The following is a 15,799-nucleotide window of genomic DNA, read 5'->3' as shown; positions in this document are numbered from 1 at the left end:
TTTCTACTGTGGCGTGGTGGTTCCTCTGGGGTGTGCGAGGGTGAGACCGGGTGAGTCGGTGACGGACTCGGGTGGGGGAGGCAAAACTTCCGCCAACTTGGCCAAGTTGGTGACCAACTCTGATTAAGTTGTCCCCACTTGGCTACTAGTCATAAACAACTTTCAAACAACTCCCCGTAGATGGATGAGAGTTGTAGCGTTTGGTCGTGACCCAGGAGAACGTTGCAGTGAACGGCAGCAGAAGGCTCTCGCCCCAGGAGATCGCCGACGTCCTGCGGGATCGGATCCGAGCCGGTGACCTCAAGGCGGGTGACCGCCTGCCAACTCAGGCCGAGTTGGCAGAGGAGTTCGGTGTCGAGCGGGGCACCGTCCGGCAGGCCCTGCGCGCGCTTCAGGACGACGGACTGCTGAGCAACGTCAGCAAGGGCAGCCCCCCGCGGATCGCGGAGCCGCCGGCCTCGGACCGCGGCGAGCCGCAGACGACGATGGTCGGACTGGCTCCCCGGCTGGCGGACGCGTTCTCCGCGCCGCACGTCCGGGTCGACGCGGCCTGCCTGACCGCCGAGACCCTGATGCTGGCGCTCGGCGAACCGGTCCGGCTGATCCACGAGGGCCGCATCCGTCCGGATTCGATCGACGTCCGTATCCTGCTCCCGTCCCGGGACATCAACCTCGCCTTCCCGGTCCCCGTCGACGGCCGCGGTGACGACGACCCGGTCCACGAACGCTGGCTCGCCCAGCGCAACGCCCAGGTCCACGTCCTCCAGCACAACCTGCGCGCCCTGCGCTCCTCGCACGGCATCGACGTACGCGTGGCGTTCCGGGCCCTGCCCTTCACCCCGCCCATCAAGCTGTACCTGCTCAACGGCGCCGAGGCTTTGATCGCCTACTACATGGTCACCCGGCGCGAGGAGGAGATGGCCGACGTGACGCTGGACATGTACGACGCCCTCGGCTCGGACTCCCTCCTCTTCTCCTTCGAGAAGCGGACCGGTCAGCGGGACGCCGCGTTCGTGGACCAATCCCAGAAGTGGTTCGACGCCCTCTGGGAAACCATCACCACGGACCTGACACTCTCCTAGTGACTTCTGATACGGCGCAGACTGAACCTGTGGCAGCAGAGACCGAGAACTTGCGGGAAGTGATCGAACGCGCTCGCTTTGTGCTCTTCGACTTCGACGGGCCGATCTGTCGGCTGTTCGCGGGGCACTCCGCGGAGGACGTGGCGAAGGACCTGGTGGAGTGGCTGGAGCGGCAGGGGCTGCGGGGGCTGCTCACCGAGGAGGAACAGGTCCACCCGGACCCGATGGTCGTCCTCTACGCCGTCCACCGCCGCCATCCGCACAGCGATCTGGTGAGCGAGCTGGAGGAACGTCTCACCCAGCAGGAACTCAAGGCGGTGCCGTCCGCCTGGCCCACCGCGTACGCGGACCCGCTGATCCGGACCTGGAGCGCCGTCGGCGCACGGCTGGCCATCGCGACCAACAACTCGGCCCGCACGGCCACCGGTTACCTCGCGAGCCGGGATCTCACCAACTGCTTCGCCCCCAACATCTACGGCCGGGGCCAGGACCTGCACCACCTCAAGCCGGACCCGCACTGCCTCAACCGCGCCCTGAACGGCCTGGGCGCGGCCCCCGCCGCCGCCCTGATGATCGGCGACGCCCCCTCGGACTACGAGGCCGCCCGCCGGGCCGGCGTCCCCTTCCTCGGCTACGCCCACACCGCCTACAAGGAGAAGCTCCTGCGCGAAGCGGGCGCCGAGGACGTGGTGGGCTCACTGGAGCCGGTGCTGAGGGTGCTTCGGGGGCAGGCGTGAATCGTCGGCAGCCCTGGAGACGTCAGGTCTGGATCTGAAGGGTCAGCAGGAAGAAGAGGGCCGCCGACCACCAGGCCAGGCGTGGGTGTCCCGCTCGGACCCCCACCAGAAGGAGGGTCAGCAGAACCAGACCCACCAGCCCGAGCTCCATCCGCACGAGCTGCGTCACGCTGAACTCGATTCCCACGCACACCAGTTGAAAGAAGATCACGTATCCCACCCCGTCCACTCCAGCGGATCCGTCAACTAGTCGTCCAATTGGACTGGTTACCTCGAATTGGATGTGCCCTGTCCGCTTGATCCCTTAACGGCCAGTCAACTTCCAGCCCTGCCAACCTTCCAATCCGGTCACTCACGTGCCGGGAGGCGGGTTTGCCCATGGGGCGGGCGAGGTACGGTCGCGGTGTGAGCGGAGAACGCGGCGAGGGAGGCGGTACGGAGTTCCAGCGCATCCTGGAGACGCTGCGAACCCGTATCGCCGACGGCACGTACGCGATCGACTCCCACTTGCCCGCGCAGCGTGAGCTCGCCGAGGAACTCGGGGTCTCCCGCGACACCGTGCAGCGTGTACTGCGAGAGCTGAACAACGAAGGCTGGATCAAGTCCCGTCAGGGCAGCGGATCGCGGGTCGTGAAGAGCCCGACCCACCTGGGCAACCCGAAGCAGGAAGTGCCCCGGGTGCGCGCGACTCTGGGCACCTTCGTCGCACGGGCCTTCGCCCAGCCGACCGTACGACTGGACGTGTTCACCCTCACCTCGGAGTCCCTGGACGCCCATATCCGACTCCAGGCCGAGCACATCCGGCTCAAGGAGATCGCCCCCGAGCGCATCGAGCTGCGCATACTGCTGCCCTCGGAGTCGCTGGACCTTCCCTATCCGCGTAGGAAGAAGTCGGGTGAGGACCAGCCCGCGCAGCCGGAACCCGACCAATCGGGCCGGTTGCAGGACCGGCTCCGTGCCATCACCCTGCGGCATACGATTTCGTTGTGTGCCGCTCTGCGCGATCTGCAGACGGAGGGTCTGGTGCCCTCCGTGCGGGTGGAGATCCGGCATGTACCACTGACACCGGCGTTCAAGCTGTATCTGCGCCCGGGCGTCGAGGCGCTGTTCGGTCCGTATCAGGTGGTGGAGCGGCCCATCCTGCTGGACGACGGCGTGGAGGTCGAAGCCACGGATGTCCTCGGTCTCGGGTCGACCCTGACCCGTCACGTCAACGACGAGGGCGATCCGGACTCCTCCGGGTCTGTGTTCATGGAGAGCATGCAGGCCTGGTTCGACTCCTGCTGGCATCTCCTCGCGGAGACGTCCTGAGATGACGCGGAGGAGTCGACCGGGCCTCCAGCAACTCCGTGTTTCCAGGAGGTACAACTCTTTCTCAAGTAGGCACCGATTTCCTGGAGGACTCAGCCGGACTTCTGGGCGGGCACTAGGGTGTGCTCACCCTCATCGCTATGCATGAACATCGGCGATTATGCACAGTTATTCAGGAGTGACCGTGGGTGTTCCGTCGCTGCCCGGCCTGTCCGGCCCGCCGGCTCTGGAAAGTGCGGCGGACACGGCGTACGAGGACTTCGTGCGCTACGCCAGGGCATTCGGGTCGTTCGGCCGCGGTCACCACAACCGGAACTACATGGTGCGTCCCTTCACGGAGAACGACTCCCGTCTCGTGGCGTGCGACGACCGTGCGCCGGTGACCGTGCGGGAACGTATTGCCTCGGTCGTGCCCGTGGTCATCAGAACCTGGCAGGACGAGGCGGAGATCCTCAACACGATCTGGCGCGTGCTGCCGCACGTTCCGCGGTGCCTGGTCAAGCGCGGTGACGTGACCATCCTCAGCTATGTCGAGGGCGTGCCGCTGTCGCGCATCTGCCCCAACGGCAAGCCGGTGGACTCCAGCCTGATCCTCGCGCTGGTGGATCTTCTCGCGGACATGACGCAGGTTCGCAGGCAGCATCTCCCTCCGCTGCCGGCGTCCTGGCCACGCTCCAGCAGGGACAGCAGAGGCTTTCTGCGGGCGTTGGCATCAGCGGCCGATGAACAGATCCGCCGACGCAACTGGGACGATTTCGGCGGGCTGTTCGCGATGCTGGGCATCCCCGAGGACGCGATGGTGCGGTTCGCGGAACGCGTGCCGGCGCTCATCAGCCGCCCCTTCAGCCTGCTCCACACGGACCTGCACCGGGACAACGTCATCGTGTCGTACGACGGTGACCCGCCCCTGATCTGCGTCGACTGGGAGCTGGCCAGCTACGGCGATCCGCTGCACGACCTCGCGACGCACCTCGTGCGCATGAAGTACCCCGACCACCAGTGGCCCGAGGTGGTCGAGGCATGGCGTGAGGTCATGGGCCGACGGCGGCCCAAGGCCGTACACGGTCTGGACCGGGACCTGAAGCACTACCTGGCCTTCGAGCGCGCCCAGTCCGTCTACCCGGATGTGATGAGAGCCGCCACGTCGCTTCGTGGCTCCTTCGACCAGCGGGAACTCGAAGCGGCGACGCAGGAGGTGCACCGGGCCCTGAGGCTGGCCGAGGAACCGCTGCGGCTCGCGAGCGTGCCGGATGCAGCCGAGATCGAGCGCATTCTCTTCCGGTGGAACGAGTCCCACGCGAGCCGAGATCACCCGAACGGTCCGATCTCACAGATCGTCTGGGAACCCGACGACCGGGTCCAGCCGCATCCACGGTTTCCCGCGCCCGTCGTGAGCAGGGCCCTCTTCGAGGAGGGGGCCGCATCCGCGGAACGTGTGTTCAAGGGAACGGCCCATCTCAATACGGCGGTACGGGTGCCGGGATACCCCCTTCCCGTCATGGTTCGCCGGAAGATCGGCACGGCGAACGCCCGGGAGCGCCGGTTCCTCAACGAGCATGCCGTTCTGGGCGCCATCGAGCGGTCAAACGTTTCCGTACGCGCCCCGCGCGTGCTGGCCCTGGGTACCAGCGGCCTGCGGGAGCAGTTCACCATCCAGTCCTACGAAGGTCCGGCGGACGGGTTCCGCCCACCGGACCACCCCACCGACGGGCTCCGGCCGCACGAGGCGGACGATCTCGTGGATCAGCTCGCGGCGCTGACCCTCGTCGCCTACGAGACGCTGGATCCGGAAGCGGCGCGGTTGAATTTCTACCGGGAGCTTCAAGGCGAACTGGTCCGCATGGTGACCGAGCTCCCCCCGGCGACCCGAGATCTGATGCGAGAACTGGGACTCCCCAACGGAGGCCGTCTCGGTGAGATCCTCGGTCGCCACACCCTGGTCCCGCGCCGCCCCGTGCTCCTGCACGGCGATCTCAACCCCTGGAACCTCGTGCGCCGTGAGAGTGGCGGTCTGACCCTCATCGACTGGGAGATGGCGATGGTCGGTGACCCGCTGTACGACCTGGTCCGCCACATACACCTCACCCCCACGCGTCCGGAGATCCGTGAGCGCCTCTTCTCCCGCTGGGCCCGTCTGCTGCCCGAGGACTGCACGAAGGGCTGGCGTGAGGACTGGCGTGTCTACCGGTGGATGGAAGTCGTCCGCTCGGCCTACGTGGACCTCGACCGCCTCGTGACCGGCGACAGTCTGGACGCCCCCAACGTCCGCCGTGCGGTGGACGCCTACGCGATGACCCTGGCCGGCGCCACGGCCGCGCTGGGACTCCCGGACAAATCGACCGCGAATCCCTATCTTGCCCGCGCGCTGCCACGGGGAGACCACGGGGGCCAACGAACAGCCGAGCACTTCGCGGACGCCTGATCTGTCGTCGGCTGCGGGCGGTCGGCGGCCCCGATACGACGTTCTCTCACACCTCCAATACCACCTTCCCCACCAACCCCCGCCCCTCAATGGCCGCATGGGCCTGAGCCGCCCGTTCCAGTGGGAACACCTCCCCGATCACCGGCCGCAGCCGCCGCGCCGCGGCCTCGGCGTAGGCGTCGGAGGTGAAGCGGCGCAGGTCGGTGGGGTTGAACTGGACGTCGGCGATGCCGAAGACCTTGATCCTCCGGCGGGTGGCCTCCTCCGTGTCGAGGGGAGAGAAGCCGCCCGACGCCGCCCCGTGGGCGGAGAACCGGCCGCCGTCGACCGTCAGGGGCAGGGCCGAGGCCCCCAGGCCGCCGCCCACACCGTCCAGGACGATGTCCGCCCCCTCGACGGCCCCGCCGAGCGCCTTGCGGGCGGCGGACACCCAATCGTCCCGGGTGGCGTCCACCACGTCGTCCGCCCCGAGGTCCCGTACCAGGGCGAGTTTGGCGTCCCCGCGGGCCACTGCGACCACCCGCGCCTCACGCCCGTGGGCCAGTTGGACGAGCAGCGTGCCCATGCCGCCCGAGGCGCCGAGGATCAGTACGCGGTCGCCGGGGCCCACGGCGGTCAGGTCGAGCAGGCCGCCCGCGGTGACGCCGTCGTGCACCAGGGCCGCCGCGTCGCGCAGGTCCAGGCCGTCGGGTACCACCGTCAGCGCCGACACCGCCGCCACGGCCCGCTCCGCATAGCCGCCCGTGACATAGGACGTGACCCGGCGCCCCAGCCACTCGGCGGGAACGCCCGCACCCAGGGCGCCGACGACACCGGACACGCCGCCCCCGGGGACGTACGGCGGAGCCACCTGGAACCATTCCCGCCCCCACCCCGCCCGCACCTGCGTCTCCACGAAGATCGTGTCCACGTACGCCACGTCGATCACGACCTCGCCCGGCCCCGGAACCGGATCGGGAAGCTCCACGGGGACGAGGACCTCGGGCCCGCCGAACTCCTTCGCCTGCACTGCTCGCATCGCATGCTCCTCAAAGCCGAAGAGAAGGTGTCACCGAACGCCGGACAGTCTTCGACCTGAACCTCGGTTGAGGTCAAGGCGGTGCCAGGGCGTGCGTAGGCTCGGGGCATGGGTGAGATCGGACTGCGCGAGCGCAAGAAGCAGCGGATGTACCAGGCTGTCTCCGATATCGCGATCGGACTCTTCCTGGAGAAGGGGTTCGACGCCGTGTCCGTCGCGGAGGTGGCCGCCGCCGCCGAGATCTCCAAGCCGACGCTCTTCCGGTACTTCCCGACCAAGGAGGACCTGGTCCTGCACCGGTTCGCCGATCACGAGGACGAACCCGCGCGCGTGGCCGCAGGCGGGCCGTCCCCGTTGACGGCGCTGCGCCGGCACTTCCTCGACGGGCTGGAGCGCCGCGACCCCGTCACCGGCCTCAACGACGCTCCGCAGGTCCTGGCCTATCACCGTCTCCTCTACGGGACGCCCTCCCTGGCCGCCGGGATGTTCCGCTACCTGGAGCGGTCCGAAGCCGCGCTCGCCGGGGCGCTCGGCGGCGACCTCGGCGCCCGGCTCGCCGCCGGACAGATCATCGCCGTACAGCGCGTCCTCGCCCTGGAGAACTGGCGGCGGATCGCCGACGGTGAGGCTGTCGAGCAGGTGCGGCCCGACGCGGTCGCCGCGGCCGAGGAGGCGTTCGCGCAGCTGGCGGCCGGTCTTCCGCGCTATGCGTAGCTCCATGGGATGAGCGACCGGGCAAAGAGGGCTACTAAGTAAAGAATGTTACTCGGTAACGTTATTCGCTATCCTTGGCCGAGTGACGTCAACCGACCCCGCCCTCGCCCGCTCCCTCACCCATGAACGCGCCCACCACGACGCCTGCCGGGCCGGCCTCGCCGCGATGGTCGACGGCGCCGAGGAGCAGGTCGTCACCGGCGAGGACGTCTCCGCCTCCGGTGCCGACGCCGAGGTGCTCGGCCGGCAGCTGCGCGGCCAGGCCAGGGATCTGCGCGAACTGCCCGAAGGCCCGCTGTTCTTCGGCAAGCTGGACTTCGGCCCCGGCGGTGGTGAACACGCCGGGCAGAGCTACCACATCGGCCGCCTGCGCATCACCGAACACCCCGCCGCCCCACCCCTCGTCGTCGACTGGCGCGCCCCCGTCTCACGCGCCTTCTACCAGGCGAGTGCCCACGACCCCCAGGGCGTGGCCGTGCGCCGGCGCTTCGGCTGGGCGCCGGGGAGCAAGGGGGACTCGGCGGACCTCACCGGCCTGGAGGACGAACACATCGGAGGGAGCCGACCGGATCGGGGCCATGAAGGCACCTCGGCTCCGGAGAGCCGCATTCTCACGGGGGAGATCGAACGCCCCCGTGTCGGCCCCATGAGGGACATCGCCGCGACCATCCAACCCGAGCAGGACCACCTCGTCCGCGGAGACCTCGCCACGTCCGTGTGCGTACAGGGCGCCCCCGGCACCGGCAAGACGGCCGTCGGCCTGCACCGGGCCGCGTACCTCCTCTACACCCACCCCCAGCGCATCCGCCGCGGTGGACTGCTGATCCTCGGCCCCAACCCCACCTTCCTCGCGTACATCGCCGAGGTGCTGCCCGCCCTCGGCGAGAGCGGCGTACGGCAGTCGACGCTCGGGGACGAGATCGCCCGTCACCCCGTCACGGCGCGCGACGACGAGCGCGCCGCCGCCGTCAAACACGACGCACGGATGGCGGAGGTCCTGCGCCGGGCCCTGTACGGGAACATCGGCACGTACGCCGACCCGCTCGTCGTGCCGGACGGTTCGTACCGGTGGCGGGTGTCGGCCGAGGAACTGAACCGCATCGTGGACGGCGTACGGGCGGAAGAACCCCCGTACGCCATCGGGCGTGAGCGGGTACGGACGCGGGCCGTGCGGCGTCTGCGGGAACAGGCCGAATGGCGCGCCGGACCCCAGACGAACGCCTGGGCGCGGAAGGTCTCCGGGTCCCGGCCGGTCGGCGCCTACGTCGACGCGGTCTGGCCCCGGATGCGGCCCGAGGAGGTCCTCGCCCGGCTCCTCACCGACGCCGAGGCGCTGGCCGACGCGGCGGACGGGCTGCTGGACGCCGACGAACAGAAGGCGATCCTGTGGGCGAAGCCGCCCCGCTCGTACAAGTCGGCCCGGTGGTCGGCCGCCGACCTCGTCCTTCTCGACGAGGTCGCCGGGCTGGTCGAACACCCTGAAGGCTACGGCCACGTGGTCGTCGACGAGGCGCAGGACCTGTCACCGATGGAGTGCCGGGCGATCGCGCGCCGGGCCCCCTTCGGGTCGCTCACGGTGCTCGGGGATCTCGCCCAGGGCACGACGCCCTGGGCGGCCCGGGAGTGGGGCGAGCTGCTCGGGCATCTCGGGAAGCCGGATGCGGCCGTGGTGCCGCTGACGATCGGGTTCCGGGTGCCGGAAGCCGTCGTCGGGCTCGCCAACCGGCTGCTGGCACGACTCGACGTGCGCGTACCGCCGGCTCGGTCACTGCGCCGCGACGGGGAGTTGACGGTCCGCGCGGTTCCCGACGCACGGGACGTACTGCCCGCCACCGTCGACGCGGTGCGCGGCGCGCTCGCGCACGAGGGGTCCATCGGCGTCATCGCGGCCGACCCGGACATCGGGCGGGTGCGCGAGGTGCTGCGCGCCGCCGGGGTCGAGGCCGCGGGGCCCGAGGAACTGGGCGCACGCGTCGCGGTGGTGCCCGCCACCCTCGCCAAGGGGCTCGAGTACGACCATGTGGTGGCCGTCGAACCGGCGGCCGTCGCCGAGGCGGAGGCTCGGGGCCTGCACCGGCTGTACGTGGTGCTCACCCGGGCCGTGTCGCGGCTGGAGGTCGTACACGCGCGGCCCCTGCCCTGGTGACCCGGCGGCTACCGGGGCCAGGTCCGGCCGCGGATCCGGTGGACGTGAGGGACGCGACCTCGCTGGAGACGTGGACGACCCGCGGGTGCCTCGGACGTGACGTCCAGGCGCAGCATCGCGATCACGTGGGGTGCTCCTCGGGGCGGTGACCGGACCACGGTAGGCGTACGGGGGTCCGGTCACCGCCCGCGCCACTCGGCGGAGGTCGGCCGACTTCAGGAGCGGGTCAGGGGGTGGTCACTGCCTCCAGGGCCGGGATCAGCTGTTCCTCCTCGTAGGCGAGATGGGCTTCCAGCTCCTGCGTCAGACGCACCACCTCGGGGAGTACGCGGGTCGGGTCCGCGGGCCGCTCGCCGACCACCCGGCGCAACTCCTCGATCAGCTCCGCGATCCGCTCGTGCTCGACGCGCAGCCGGTCCAGGACCGGGGTGAGGCCGGGGTTGCCGTCGGCGAGGGCACGGAAGAGACCGAGGTCCTCGCCGGTGTGGTGCCGGTGCAGGCCCCGGCAGAGGGAGAGGCAGTTGACCCGGAGCTGGGCGCCGAGGGAACTGCCCGAGGCGGCGAACTCCTCGCGGATGAGAGCCAGTTCGCGCCGGAAGGCGTCGTGGATGACCCTCAGCGCCTCGCCCGTCGAGCCCGCGTTGACCTGCGGTGGGCCGTCCCGCGGGATCTCGCGGAGCGCGACGACGGGGATCACCCGGTCCGTCTTCGCCTGGTACTCCGCCCATCCCTGGTCGGCCTCCACCGCGCGGGCGAAGAGCCGGTCGCGCTCGGCGCCCTCGAGGACGACGGCCTCGGCGTCGTAGGTGAAGACGCCGCTCTCGACCCGCGCGCGCGGATGGGCGACGAGGTTGCGGTACCAGTCCGGGTGCCGGTGCGCGCCCCCGGCGGAGGCGATGACGATGACGCGGTCGCCGTCGTCGGGGTAGTAGCCGACGGGGGTGGTGTGCGGGGTTCCGGTGCGGGCGCCGGTGGTGGTGAGCAGAAGGAGCCGGGCTCCCTCGAAATATCCGCCGACTTTCCCGTGGCGGGCGCGGAACTCTTCGATGACTTTCTGATTGAAGGGGTTGGGCATGCGTCGCTTTCTTTTGTTTTCGGGCAGGGTGAATTGCCGCGGGGCGTTTTGGGGCGCGGCGCGGTAAGGGGGTGCGGGAGAGCGCGCGGAATTCCGGAAGAAGTGGACGCGCGGTGAGGTGAAGAGGTGATGCGAAGAAGAGGGTGGTCGGGGTGGGCGGGGCTCTACCCCGCCTCGGCCTCACTCGGAGGCCGGGCAACCAACTCGCTCACGGCACAAGGCCGACCCGGCAGTCATGGGCGCAACGGTAATGCCGTACGCGCGTCGAGGCAATCCCGTATCGCGGGAAATGCAGAAGCGAGGGAGATCTGCTGAAAGCCTGGCCGCGGTCGACGGCTACGGAAAGGGGGCTGTCCAAAGGGGATGCCCGAAGGGGGGTTCTCGAAGGGGGGTAACCGAAGGGGGCTGCCCGCTCCTTTCCACTCTCAACGTATAGCGCACAGGGGGGCTTGCGGCAAGGCCCGGGGCGTGCCGCAGAATGGCCGGCCAAGGCCAGTACCTGCGGAAACGGCGGACGCCGGTGGGACCCGCGGTGCGGTCGGCCGAAATCCAATCTCGTCGGATGGGCTTTTGATGATTGACGTGATCGTGGTCGGCGGCGGACCGACCGGCTTGATGCTGGCCGGCGAGTTGCGGCTGCACGGCGTGCACGTGGTCGTACTGGACAAGTTGACCGAGCCGACCAAGGAGTCCCGCGGGCGCGGCCTGCACACGCGCAGCGTCGAGATGATGGATCAGCGCGGTCTGCTGGACCGGTTCCTCGCGGTCAGTGAGAAGTTCCAGGTCGGCGGCTTCTTCGGCGGCATCCTCAAGCCGTGGCCGGACAGGTTGGACACGGCTCACCCGTACGGTCTCTCCACCCTGCAGCCGGCCACCGAGCGGCTGCTCAACGAGCGTGCCGTCGAACTCGGCGCCGAGATCCGGCGCGGCTGCGAAGTGGTCGGGCTGAGTCAATCCGACGACGGGTCCGGGTCCGGGGCCGGGTCTGGGGCCGGGGTGACCGTCGAGCTGGCGGACGGCACGCACCTGCGCTCGCGCTACCTCGTCGGGTGCGACGGCGGCCGCAGTGTGGTGCGCAAGGAGCTCGGCGTCGCTTTCCCCGGTGAGCCCGCCAAGGTCGAGACGCTACTGGGCGACATGGAGATGACCGAGGATCAGGCGACGGTCGCCGCCGTCGTCGAGGAAGTCCGCAAGACCCACCTGCGGTTCGGCACCATCCCCAACGGGGACGGGACGTACCGCGTCATCGTGCCCGCCGAGGGCGTGTCCGAGGACCGCACGACCGCGCCGACCTTCGAGGAGTTCACACAGCGGCTGCGGGCCGTCGCGGGCACCGACTTCGGCGTGCACTCGCCGCGCCGGCTGTCCCGGTTCGGCGACGCCACCCGGCAGGCCGAGCGCTACCGGGTCGGCAGGGTGCTGCTGGCCGGCGACGCGGCGCACATCCACCCGCCGACCGGCGGGCAGGGGCTCAACCTCGGCGTGCAGGACGCGTTCAACCTCGGCTGGAAGCTGGCCGCCGAGGTCAACGGCTGGGCACCTGAGGGGCTCCTCGACAGCTACCACGCCGAACGGCACCCGGTGGGCGCCCGCGTGCTGGACAACACCCGCGCGCAGATCACGCTGCTGGGGACCGATCCGGGTGCGACCGCGCTGCGGGAGCTGTTGTCGAAGCTGATGGACTTCGAGGAGGTGAACCGGTACGTGACCGGGATGATCACCGCGGTCGGGGTCCGCTACGACTTCGGCGAGGGCCATGAACTGCTCGGCCGGCGGATGCGGGACGTGGGGCTGAAGCGGGGGCGCCTTTATGAGCTGATGCACGGCGGCCGCGGGCTGCTGCTCGACCAGACGGGCCGGCTCTCGGTGGCGGGCTGGGCGGACCGGGTCGACCACGTCGTCGACGTCAGCGAGGAACTGGACGCGCCCGCGGTGCTGCTGCGGCCGGACGGCCATGTGGCGTGGGTCGGTGAAGACCAGCGGGATCTGGTCGGCCGGCTGCCCAAGTGGTTCGGCGCCGCCGCCGGCTGAGCGCGCGGGCACCTCCTTCGTGGCGCAGCGCACGGGCACCCCTTTCGTGGCGCAGCGCACTTTTGCAAGCGGGTGCTTGCAATTGTTAGCGGAGGTGCGGCAAGGTGGAGACATGGCATCACTCAACGTCGGCAATCTCGGTGAGTACCTGCGCGAGCAGCGGCGCAACGCGCAGCTGTCGCTGCGGCAGCTCGCCGACGCCGCCGGGGTGTCCAACCCGTATCTGAGCCAGATCGAGCGCGGGCTGCGCAAGCCGAGCGCGGAGGTGTTGCAGCAGGTCGCGAAGGCGCTGCGGATCTCCGCCGAGACGCTGTACGTGCGTGCCGGCATCCTCGACGCCGAGCGGGACCGGGACGAGGTGGAGACACGTGCCGTCATCCTCGCCGATCCCACGCTGAACGAGCGGCAGAAGCAGGTGCTGCTCCAGGTCTACGAGTCCTTCCGCAAGGAGAACGGATTCGAGATCACGCCGGACCTGGCCCAGGGCATGGCCCAGAACGTGACCCAGGACATGGGGCAGGACGAGGCACAGGGCATGGCAGAGCACATATCGGGCACCCAGCAAGCGCCGGACACCGCCGTCCGGGGCCCCCGCACGGCCGACGGCAGCGATGCCGACCCGCAGCAGACCGCCAGTTGACGACGACGACGTGCAGCACCGCCGGCCCCCACGTGGGCCTGCCGGTCTCGCCGCGGAACACCAAAACCCTCAGCTGAAAGCGACCGGAGGACCATCACCATGGCCATCACCGACGACATCCGCAAGGCCGCCACGGACCCCACCCCGCTGTACTTCCTGGCCGGCACCGCCGACCTGGCCGTCCAGCAGGCGAAGAAGGTCCCCGGCCTCGTGGAGCAGATCCGCGCCGAGGCCCCGGCGCGGATCGAGACCGTGAAGAACATCGACGCGAACACCGTCCAGGAGAAGGCCGCCACCCGCGCGAAGGAAGCGCAGGAGACCATCCAGGCCAAGGTGACGGAGTTCATCAGCACCCTCGACACCGACCTGAAGAAGCTCGGTGAGTCCGCTCAGGACCTCGCCCTGCGCGGTGTCGGCGTAGCCGCCGAGTACGCCGTGAAGGCCAAGGAGACGTACGAGAAGGTCGCCGAGCACGGCGAGCAGACCGTGAAGACCTGGCGTGGCGAGGCCGCCGAGGAGATCGAGGAACTGGCCATCGCCGTCGAGCCGAAGGCCGAGCCGGTCGAGGTCAGGTCCGAGGAGAAGCCGGCCGCGACCGCCTCCGTGCCCGCTCCGGCCAAGAAGCCCGTGGCGAAGAAGGCCCCGGCCCGCAAGATCACCACCAAGAAGACGACGCCGCCCGTGAAGTAGCAGACGACGGGACTCCTGTCCCATGACGACGGGCCGGGCACTCTCAGAGTTCCCGGCCCGTTCTGCGGGTACGGTGGCCGTAGAGATGAATCGACTCGGGCGGTGGGCATAGTGCTGTTGACGGCATTCGGCGGCTTCTTGTCGCTGATCTTCCTTGCCATGCTGGTGCTCGCCGTGGTGGCACTGGTGATGGCAGCGGTGGCTCGCGAAGACGCGTACCGCGCGGCCGACAAGCAGAACAAGATGTTCTGGCTGATCATCCTGGGCATCACGGTGGCCGTGAACCTGCTGGTCCCGATCATCTTCCTGCAGATCGCGGGGCTGGTCGCCACGATCGTCTTCTTCGTGGACGTGCGCCCCGCGCTCCGGCAGGTCTCCGGCGGTGGCCGGGGCCGCGGCGGAAGCAGCAGCGACGGCCCGTACGGCCCCTACAACGGAGGCCGCTGACCACCGGCGGTCACGTTCAAGTCGACCACCGGCGGTCGGTCCTGCGGGCTACGCGGGCCGGGCCGTCGGCCAGGCCCGACCGTCACGCGCTCGTACGGCGGTCACGGCGTGACCGTCACACAGTCCTACGGCGGTCACGGCGTCCGGTCCAGCAGGAGCACCGCCACGTCGTCCGTCAGTTCTCCGCCGTTGAGGTCCCTGACCTCGTTCACCGTCGCCCGCAGCAGCTCCTCGCCCGCCAGGCCCTCGGCGAGCCGGCGGCGGACCAGGTCCACCATGCCGTCCTGGCCCAGCCGCTCCTTGCCCTCGCCGATGTGACCCTCGATCAGGCCGTCGGTGTAGAGCATCAGACTCCACTCGCCGCCCAGCTCCACCTGCCGGCGCGGCCAGCGGGCACCGGGCAGCAGGCCGAGCGCCGGGCCGCCGTTCTCGTACGGCAGTAGCTCGGCGGGCCGGCCGGGGCGGGAGATCAGCGGGGACGGATGGCCCGCCAGGCAGAGCCCGGCGCGGCGCCCGTCCGGCGCGATGTCCACGGTGCACAGCGTCGCGAAGATCTCGTCGTTCTCGCGCTCGTGCTCCAGGACCTGCTGGAGGGTGGACAGGAGTTCGTCGCCGCACAGGCCCGCGAACGTCAGCGCCCGCCAGGCGATGCGCAGCTCCACGCCGAGCGCGGCCTCGTCGGGCCCGTGCCCGCAGACGTCGCCGATCATGGCGTGCACCGTGCCGTCGGGAGTACGGACCGTGTCGTAGAAGTCGCCGCCGAGCAGGGCGCGGGAGCGCCCCGGGCGGTAGCGCGCGGCGAAGCGGAGCGAGGAGCCCTCCAGGAGAGGGGTCGGCAGCAGACCGCGCTCCAGGCGGGCGTTCTCCTGGGCGCGCAGCCTGGACTCGGTGAGTCGGCGCTCGGCCTTGTCGGAACGTTTCCGCTCCACCGCGTACCGGATCGCGCGGCTCAGCAGCCGCCCGTCCAGCTCGTCGCGGAACAGATAGTCCTGGGCGCCGACGCGCACCGCCTCCGCACCGCGCTCGGCGTCACCGGAGGCGGTGAGCGCGAGCACGGCGTGCCGGGGCGCGAGCCGCAGCACGTGCTTGAGCGTGGTCAGCTCGTCGTCGCTCTGGGTGGCCGCCCGGCCGGGGGCGGGCAGCGCGAGGTCGAGCAGGATGCAGTGGACGTCGTCGGTGAGCAGCCGCTCGGCCTCGGTGAGGTTGCGGGCGGTGCGGATGCGGATCGGCTTGCCGGCCGCGTCGAGCATCTCGGGCACGCTGAGCGAACCCGCCGGGTCGTCCTCGATGACCAGCAGGGTCAGATTGGTGGTGCTGTCGACCGGGGTCGTGGCGGCTTGGGGCGCCGGTACTGCCCCGGCCGGGCCGCCGGTCGCTTCTCCGGATGGGCCGCCGGGTGAGAACGCGCCTTGAGCCTGACCGCTCTCCGCGGCCGGGATCGCTCTCTGCCGCGGTATGGGTACGGGCATCTTGTGGGTTCCTTCCC

Annotated in this window: 14 protein-coding genes; 10 read left to right on the top strand and 4 right to left on the bottom strand. The window is 70.0% G+C overall.

Annotated features, from left to right (window positions below; all coding sequences use genetic code 11):
- Positions 1-200 precede the first annotated feature (200 nt).
- Both OG798_RS26015 and OG798_RS26010 read left to right on the top strand, forming a co-directional pair.
- Positions 201-1,082: a GntR family transcriptional regulator gene (locus tag OG798_RS26015; RefSeq protein WP_095853912.1), complete on the top strand. Its 882-nt coding sequence runs from the start codon at positions 201-203 to the stop codon at positions 1,080-1,082.
- A complete protein-coding gene (locus OG798_RS26010) occupies positions 1,031-1,819 on the top strand; it encodes an HAD family hydrolase (RefSeq protein ID WP_328757745.1) in 789 nt (262 codons plus the stop codon). The genes OG798_RS26015 and OG798_RS26010 overlap by 52 nt, the downstream gene beginning before the upstream one ends.
- A 22-nt stretch (positions 1,820-1,841) precedes the next feature.
- Here OG798_RS26010 and OG798_RS26005 read toward each other — a convergent pair whose 3' ends face one another.
- Positions 1,842-2,030, bottom strand: coding sequence for a hypothetical protein (locus OG798_RS26005; RefSeq protein WP_147474186.1), 189 nt, complete (start codon positions 2,028-2,030; stop codon positions 1,842-1,844).
- Positions 2,031-2,224: 194 nt separating this feature from the next.
- Here OG798_RS26005 and OG798_RS26000 point away from each other — a divergent pair, with 194 nt between their 5' ends.
- Positions 2,225-3,130 (top strand): GntR family transcriptional regulator, encoded by a 906-nt coding sequence (locus OG798_RS26000; RefSeq protein WP_257039297.1) that lies wholly within the window; start codon positions 2,225-2,227, stop codon positions 3,128-3,130.
- A 184-nt stretch (positions 3,131-3,314) separates the two neighbouring features.
- Positions 3,315-5,552, top strand: coding sequence for a phosphotransferase (locus OG798_RS25995; protein ID WP_413253557.1), 2,238 nt, complete (start codon positions 3,315-3,317; stop codon positions 5,550-5,552).
- A gap of 46 nt (positions 5,553-5,598) precedes the next feature.
- On the opposite strand, the gene OG798_RS25990 is transcribed toward OG798_RS25995, so the two are convergent.
- Complete coding sequence (locus tag OG798_RS25990; RefSeq protein WP_328757744.1) at positions 5,599-6,570, bottom strand: zinc-binding dehydrogenase; 972 nt, start codon at positions 6,568-6,570, stop codon at positions 5,599-5,601.
- A gap of 108 nt (positions 6,571-6,678) precedes the next feature.
- On the opposite strand from OG798_RS25990, the gene OG798_RS25985 reads away from it, so the two are divergent.
- The gene (locus tag OG798_RS25985) at positions 6,679-7,284 is read left to right on the top strand and encodes a TetR family transcriptional regulator (protein WP_097225482.1); all 606 of its coding nucleotides are present in this window, start codon (positions 6,679-6,681) and stop codon (positions 7,282-7,284) included.
- A gap of 82 nt (positions 7,285-7,366) precedes the next feature.
- Positions 7,367-9,430, top strand: a complete 2,064-nt coding sequence (locus OG798_RS25980) for a HelD family protein (protein WP_328757743.1) — start codon at positions 7,367-7,369, stop codon at positions 9,428-9,430.
- Positions 9,431-9,656: 226 nt separating this feature from the next.
- Here the strand turns inward: OG798_RS25980 and OG798_RS25975 are convergent, their stop codons facing one another.
- Positions 9,657-10,505, bottom strand: coding sequence for a nitroreductase/quinone reductase family protein (locus tag OG798_RS25975; RefSeq protein ID WP_121415722.1), 849 nt, complete (start codon positions 10,503-10,505; stop codon positions 9,657-9,659).
- A 573-nt stretch (positions 10,506-11,078) separates the two neighbouring features.
- Here OG798_RS25975 and rox point away from each other — a divergent pair.
- The 4 genes from rox (at position 11,079) to OG798_RS25955 (ending at position 14,313) form a co-directional block, all read left to right on the top strand.
- On the top strand, positions 11,079-12,536 hold the full coding sequence (gene rox, locus OG798_RS25970) for a rifampin monooxygenase (protein WP_328757742.1): 1,458 nt from the start codon (positions 11,079-11,081) through the stop codon (positions 12,534-12,536).
- Positions 12,537-12,648: 112 nt separating this feature from the next.
- Positions 12,649-13,176, top strand: a complete 528-nt coding sequence (locus tag OG798_RS25965) for a helix-turn-helix domain-containing protein (protein WP_267062210.1) — start codon at positions 12,649-12,651, stop codon at positions 13,174-13,176.
- 99 nt (positions 13,177-13,275) lie between these two features.
- Positions 13,276-13,866 carry a hypothetical protein gene (locus tag OG798_RS25960; RefSeq protein ID WP_095853923.1) on the top strand — a complete coding sequence of 197 codons (591 nt, stop codon included), beginning with the start codon at positions 13,276-13,278 and terminating at the stop codon, positions 13,864-13,866.
- Positions 13,867-13,977: 111 nt separating this feature from the next.
- The gene (locus tag OG798_RS25955; protein ID WP_075026970.1) at positions 13,978-14,313 is read left to right on the top strand and encodes a DUF2516 family protein; all 336 of its coding nucleotides are present in this window, start codon (positions 13,978-13,980) and stop codon (positions 14,311-14,313) included.
- Positions 14,314-14,447: 134 nt separating this feature from the next.
- Here OG798_RS25955 and OG798_RS25950 read toward each other — a convergent pair whose 3' ends face one another.
- The gene (locus tag OG798_RS25950; RefSeq protein WP_097225487.1) at positions 14,448-15,782 is read right to left on the bottom strand and encodes a PP2C family protein-serine/threonine phosphatase; all 1,335 of its coding nucleotides are present in this window, start codon (positions 15,780-15,782) and stop codon (positions 14,448-14,450) included.
- Between the last annotated feature and the right edge of the window lie 17 nt (positions 15,783-15,799).

Origin of the sequence: Streptomyces sp. NBC_00271 (genome assembly GCF_036178845.1) — a bacterium.
GTDB lineage: Bacteria > Actinomycetota > Actinomycetes > Streptomycetales > Streptomycetaceae > Streptomyces.
The sequence above is the reverse complement of the archived record's forward strand: the minus strand, read 5'-3'. Positions and strand labels throughout refer to the sequence as shown.

What these genes read in the sequence shown, in the direction of transcription:
- OG798_RS25975 (WP_121415722.1), bottom strand. Translation starts at nt 10,505, where the DNA reads ATGCCCAACCCCTTCAATCAGAAAGTCATCGAAGAGTTCCGCGCCCGC.
- OG798_RS25965 (WP_267062210.1), top strand. Translation starts at nt 12,649, where the DNA reads ATGGCATCACTCAACGTCGGCAATCTCGGTGAGTACCTGCGCGAGCAG.
- OG798_RS25950 (WP_097225487.1), bottom strand. Translation starts at nt 15,782, where the DNA reads ATGCCCGTACCCATACCGCGGCAGAGAGCGATCCCGGCCGCGGAGAGC.
- OG798_RS25985 (WP_097225482.1), top strand. Translation starts at nt 6,679, where the DNA reads ATGGGTGAGATCGGACTGCGCGAGCGCAAGAAGCAGCGGATGTACCAG.
- OG798_RS25960 (WP_095853923.1), top strand. Translation starts at nt 13,276, where the DNA reads ATGGCCATCACCGACGACATCCGCAAGGCCGCCACGGACCCCACCCCG.
- OG798_RS25990 (WP_328757744.1), bottom strand. Translation starts at nt 6,570, where the DNA reads ATGCGAGCAGTGCAGGCGAAGGAGTTCGGCGGGCCCGAGGTCCTCGTC.
- rox (WP_328757742.1), top strand. Translation starts at nt 11,079, where the DNA reads ATGATTGACGTGATCGTGGTCGGCGGCGGACCGACCGGCTTGATGCTG.